5 protein-coding genes and 1 tRNA gene are annotated in these 4,218 nt (G+C 69.1%); 2 read left to right on the top strand and 4 right to left on the bottom strand.

Annotated features, from left to right (window positions below; all coding sequences use genetic code 11):
* Positions 1-1,014 (top strand): cadherin-like domain-containing protein (locus ACKOB8_RS02135; protein ID WP_526375166.1); only part of this gene is annotated, 1,014 nt, incomplete at its 5' end.
* 158 nt (positions 1,015-1,172) lie between these two features.
* Here the strand turns inward: ACKOB8_RS02135 and ACKOB8_RS02130 are convergent.
* A tRNA-Leu gene (locus tag ACKOB8_RS02130) sits at positions 1,173-1,249 on the bottom strand.
* Positions 1,250-1,256: 7 nt separating this feature from the next.
* Positions 1,257-2,513, bottom strand: a complete 1,257-nt coding sequence (locus tag ACKOB8_RS02125; RefSeq protein ID WP_526375164.1) for a hypothetical protein — start codon at positions 2,511-2,513, stop codon at positions 1,257-1,259.
* Positions 2,514-2,665: 152 nt separating this feature from the next.
* Here ACKOB8_RS02125 and ACKOB8_RS02120 point away from each other — a divergent pair, with 152 nt between their 5' ends.
* Entirely contained in the window at positions 2,666-2,776 is a 111-nt protein-coding gene (locus ACKOB8_RS02120) for a calcium-binding protein (protein WP_526375162.1), read from the top strand.
* On the opposite strand, the gene ACKOB8_RS02115 is transcribed toward ACKOB8_RS02120, so the two are convergent.
* Both ACKOB8_RS02115 and ACKOB8_RS02110 read right to left on the bottom strand, forming a co-directional pair.
* A complete protein-coding gene (locus ACKOB8_RS02115; protein WP_526375160.1) occupies positions 2,773-3,717 on the bottom strand; it encodes a Ppx/GppA phosphatase family protein in 945 nt (314 codons plus the stop codon). The genes ACKOB8_RS02120 and ACKOB8_RS02115 overlap by 4 nt on opposite strands.
* Positions 3,714-4,205 (bottom strand): DUF501 domain-containing protein, encoded by a 492-nt coding sequence (locus ACKOB8_RS02110; protein ID WP_526375168.1) that lies wholly within the window; start codon positions 4,203-4,205, stop codon positions 3,714-3,716. Before ACKOB8_RS02110 ends, ACKOB8_RS02115 begins: the two co-directional genes overlap by 4 nt.
* Positions 4,206-4,218: the final 13 nt, after the last annotated feature.

Below are 4,218 nucleotides of genomic sequence, written 5' to 3'. Positions count from 1 at the left end.
TCGGACCCCGGGGTGGACGTGCTCGACCCGGTGGAATTCCCCGACTGGGGGTGGACCTGGGAGGAGGGCCAGCCGCTGCCGTGGTGGCGGGAGACGACGGATCTGCCCCAGGACGGCTCCCAGGACGGCCAGCCGGAGTGGATGTTCTACACCCTCGGCGATGGCGCGCCGGTGCCGGTGGCCGGTGCCGGTGGCGGCCAGACGACTGCCGCCGCGGATGTGCAGCAGTCCATCGCCCGGCTCAACACGGCGGTAGCCGGGTTCTTCGACTCGGTGTCGCGGTTGCTGTCGAGCCTGCCGGCCAATCCGATCTCTGATTTGCTCTCCGGGGCGCTGCTGCTGGTGCGCCGAACACTGTTCAACCAGTTGCCGACCGCCAGCGCCTACCAGATCTCGACGAAGGCGAACGGGCAGCTTGTCGGCTCGCTCGGTGTTGTTGATGCCGAAGGTGACGCGCTGGCCTACTCGGTGAGCAAGGCACCCGCACTGGGCACCGTCGAGATCGCTCCCGACGGCATCTGGACCTACACCCCCGGACCCGACTTCGCCGACGGGGTGCCGGAGAGCTTCACGGTCGAGGTCAGCGACGGCGGGTTCAACATTCTCAATCCCACTGCCGGCCCGCTCGAAGTCACCGTGCCGCTGGAGCTGGTGAGTTCGTCCTTACCTTGGACACTCTTAGTCCAGAACCTCACCAACAGAGTGTTGATCTACAAGGGAACAAGTGAGCACGCCGGTACGCAACCCCCCTATGGATACCAGATACAGCCCGGGGAACAGGTCGAGTTCGGCTTTGACGACTTTTACTACCAACCGCGACCCACCTTCGACGACAAACTGGATTTCGAGGCGGTGCCGTACGTTCCCGCTGGGTGGCGCATCCACGCCGTCTACTCTGACTATGTCTGGGCCTTCAACTGCAGCGTCGGGCCCAATTCATGCGCGCCGTCATCGCCGGGACCTGTTTTCGGTGGTCGCCCCTACACTATTGTCCTCGGCGCCCCCGGCATCTGAGCCCACACGCGAGACGTTCCCGGTGCGGCAAACGCATTGGCGAAGCTGTCGCAGATGGCCAATACCAATGCCGACGGCTTGACGGTGCAGTGGCTCAACGCACGGTCGTCGCCGCATAGACGCGAAGGCGACCGTGACACCGACTACATCCCCGGGCGTGGTGCCCCCAGTCGGACTCGAACCGACACTGGGCGGATTTTAAGTCCGCTGCCTCTGCCAATTGGGCTATGGGGGCGGGGCAGTCAGTGAATCTCGGAGTGGCGTAACAGGCCGCGGGCCTGGAAGGTGATCGACCCGGGGATGGGGGTGATGTCGGCCAGGTCGATCATCTTCTCGCCGCGGTCCTGGTTGTAGAGCGTCTGGGATACCAGCCGGCGCCGCGCGATCCACTCGTCGGGCTGGCCCTTGACCATCGGCTCGGCGGGCACCAGCTCCACACTGGTCACCCGCACCTCGGCGTCGACGTACTCCGGTTCGGTCAGGTGCGGCAGGATGTTGGACTTCAGCTCCACCAGATAGACCGGCACGCCCTGGTCGCGCAGTTCGATGGCGATCTTGCGCGCCACGATGTAGGCGCCCTCCTTGGCGACCATCGGCATCTGCGCCCCGGTGAAGGCCAGCATGCCCTCGGGGTAGACCGCGATGCTGACCACCTCGCGCTTGCCGAGGTACTCCTTGACCCGCGCCACACTCTCGGCGATCGGGTAGGAGTTGGGATCGTCCTCGTCGACGTAGACGACATCGCCGGTGGATTCCGGCGGCGGGATCGGGTAGACGCCCTTGCGCGCCATCACGATGTGGTGCCCGGTGCCCAGCTTGTGCGCCATCCGGTTGGCGATCGACCCGTCGTAGGTCGACCCGTCGTGGTTGCCGACCACCACCATCACCCGGTGCGGGCTGGCGGCGAGTTGGGCGTTGGCCTGCTCGGTGCCGGCGTAGACGATGTCGTCGGAGCGGAAGAAGTTGCTCGGGTCCAGCCACTTGGGCCAGTGCGACACCGAGCGGTGCAGCCCGACCAGCGCGACGATGATCGCCGCGGTCTTGGCTCGCTTGCGCCCGGCCAGCATCATCTCCTGAAAGCCCACCACCGGGGAGAGCGGAGCGGCGGGCTCGCGGCGCGCCAGGCTGGCGTTGATCTTCCTGATCGCGTTGCGCAGCACCCGTGAGCGCACCCGCCTGATCGGGGCCGGCGCGGACTGCAACCCGATCAGTTTGCGCATCGCATCCAGGGTCTGCTGGACGGCCATCGCGATGTTGGCCTCCAGCCGGGTGAAGCGCAGCGGCGCGTCCTTGCCCAGCGCGGGACTGCGCTCGATGAAGAGATCACGGTAGAACTGAAGGAGCTCGGCGATGGCCGCCTTGACGATGGCCCGCGCGGTCTCGATCTCCCGAACCGACTGCGGATCACCGCCGAGCAGCGACACGGCGGTATCCACCCTGTCGTCGTAGAGCCGCTCGAAGTTCTCGACCTTGGACAGGTAGATCGCATCCGCGTCCATCGCCGACCTCCCTACCGGTGAGCTGCGCACCGGCCCACCAGATTACCCACTGCGCTGGGCTTTCCGTAATCGCAGGACTACCCAGACGCGGGGGGGTCCGGGCAACTATCGTGGAAGTGCCCGACTCGGCGGGCTTTGAAGGAGGCCATGAGATGCGTATCCCCGACATCAAGCGCACCGGCGGCTGTACCTGCCGCTGCGGCGCCTGCAAGAGCCAGGCGCACTGCCGCAACATCGGCAGCGGCTGCCGGGTCAAGCTCTAGGAGATCGCGAGCGCGATCCCGTCGAGGATGTCGTGCTCGCTGACCACCAGCTCACCGATCCCGGCCCGCTCGCCCAGTGCGGCGGCCAGTTCCTCGACGATGATCGCCCCGCCGCCGATGACGTCGACCCGGCCCTCGTGCATGGGCCCGAGCGCGGCGCGCTGCGCCCGGGTCATGGCGATCAGCTCGGCGCACACCGCGCCCAGTTCGGCGAACCCCACCCGTGAGAGGTGGATGGCCGCCGGGTCATAGCGGGGCAGGCCGTGGGCCAGCGCGGCGATCGTGGTGAACGTGCCCGCCACCCCCACCCACGTGCGCGCGCGCTCCACCGGCACCGCCGCCAGTGCCTCGCCCAGACGCTCGCGCACCACCTCCCGTGCCCGGGTGACCTCGGCGGCGGTCGGCGGATCGGAGTGCAGGCAGCGCTCGGTCATGCGCACGCACCCGATGTCGGCGGAGAAGCTGGCCTGCACACCCCCGGTGGCCTGACCGAGCACCACCTCGGTGGATCCGCCGCCGAGGTCGACGACGACGAAAGGCCCTGCGGCCGAATCTAATTCCCCGACCGCGCCGTTGAAGGACAGCTCCGCCTCCTCGGCCCCGGTGATCACCTCGGCCACCGCACCCGGCACCACCTCGCCGAGCACGGCGGCGGTCATCGCGAAGAAGTCGTCGCGGTTGGCGGCGTCGCGGGTGGCCGAGGTCGCCACCATCCGCACCCGCTCCACCCGGTAGCGGCCCAGCAGCCCGGCGTAGTCCGCCAGCGCGGCGCGGGTGCGCGCCAGCGCGCCGGCGCTGAAACTCCCGGTGGCGTCCACCCCCTCGCCGAGGCGCACGATGCGCATCTCGCGGTGCACGTCGGTCAGCCTCGCACCGGAACGCTCGGCGACGAGCAGCCGGATCGAGTTGGTGCCGCAGTCGATCGCCGCGACCCGGGTCACCTCCACTGCTCCGCGGCGAGGATCCCGGTCATCGCCGGGTCGGCGGCGATGGCGGCCAGCGCCGCGTCGCCCAGCGGGTTGACCCCGCGGCCCTTGGCCAGCGCGTGGGCCATCAGCACGTGCAGACACTTGACCCGCTCGGGCATCCCGCCCGCCGAGGTGGTCGTGCCCAGCGGCTCGATCGCGTCGCGCTCGGCCAGGTAGGACTCGTGGGCGCGGCGGTAGGCGCCCGCCAGTTCAGCATCCGCACCCAGCTGCGCGTTCATCTCCGCCATCATGCCCTCGGACTCCAGCCGGCTGGCCGCGGCGGTCAGCAGCGGATGGGTCAGGTAGTACAGCGTCGGGAAGGGGGTGCCGTCGGGCAGCCGCGGTGCGGTGCGGACCACGGCGGGCTCACCGTTGGGGCAGCGGTAGGCGACCGCCAGCACCCCGCGCGGTTCGCGCCCCAGCTGCCGTGCCACCGCGTCGAGGTCGGCGGGGTCAACCACCGGGCGGCGGTGG

The organism is Mycobacterium sp. (assembly GCF_046091765.1).
Taxonomy (GTDB): Bacteria; Actinomycetota; Actinomycetes; order Mycobacteriales; family Mycobacteriaceae; genus Mycobacterium.
Note: the sequence above shows the minus strand (reverse complement) of the source record. Positions and strands in the feature narration are given on the sequence as shown.

Coding starts and splice junctions, on each gene's coding strand:
- ACKOB8_RS02125 (WP_526375164.1), bottom strand. CDS start 2,513: ATGGACGCGGATGCGATCTACCTGTCCAAGGTCGAGAACTTCGAGCGG.
- ACKOB8_RS02120 (WP_526375162.1), top strand. CDS start 2,666: ATGCGTATCCCCGACATCAAGCGCACCGGCGGCTGTACCTGCCGCTGC.